The following is a 214-nucleotide window of genomic DNA, read 5'->3' on the forward strand; positions in this document are numbered from 1 at the left end:
GTGGTTACACTACAACCATTCGCATCTTTAACTGTAAAACTATAGGTGCCTGCCGCTAAGCCTGTAAAAGCATTCGTCGATACAAAACTCCCTGTCCCTTGTTGATATTGATAAGGACTGGTGCCACCCGAAGCTGTTAAAGTTACACTGCCTGTGGCTGTACCAAAACACGAAGCATTGACCACTACTGGAGCTGCTACACTTAATGCTGCTA

1 protein-coding gene is annotated in these 214 nt (G+C 45.3%); it reads right to left on the reverse strand.

Features of this window, described 5'->3' with window-relative positions; all coding sequences use genetic code 11:
* The coding region (locus tag ABR854_RS26065; protein WP_350268762.1) for a SprB repeat-containing protein at positions 1 to 214 on the reverse strand (214 nt) is incomplete at both ends.

The organism is Emticicia sp. W12TSBA100-4, from assembly GCF_040253585.1.
Classification (GTDB): domain Bacteria; phylum Bacteroidota; class Bacteroidia; order Cytophagales; family Spirosomataceae; genus Emticicia.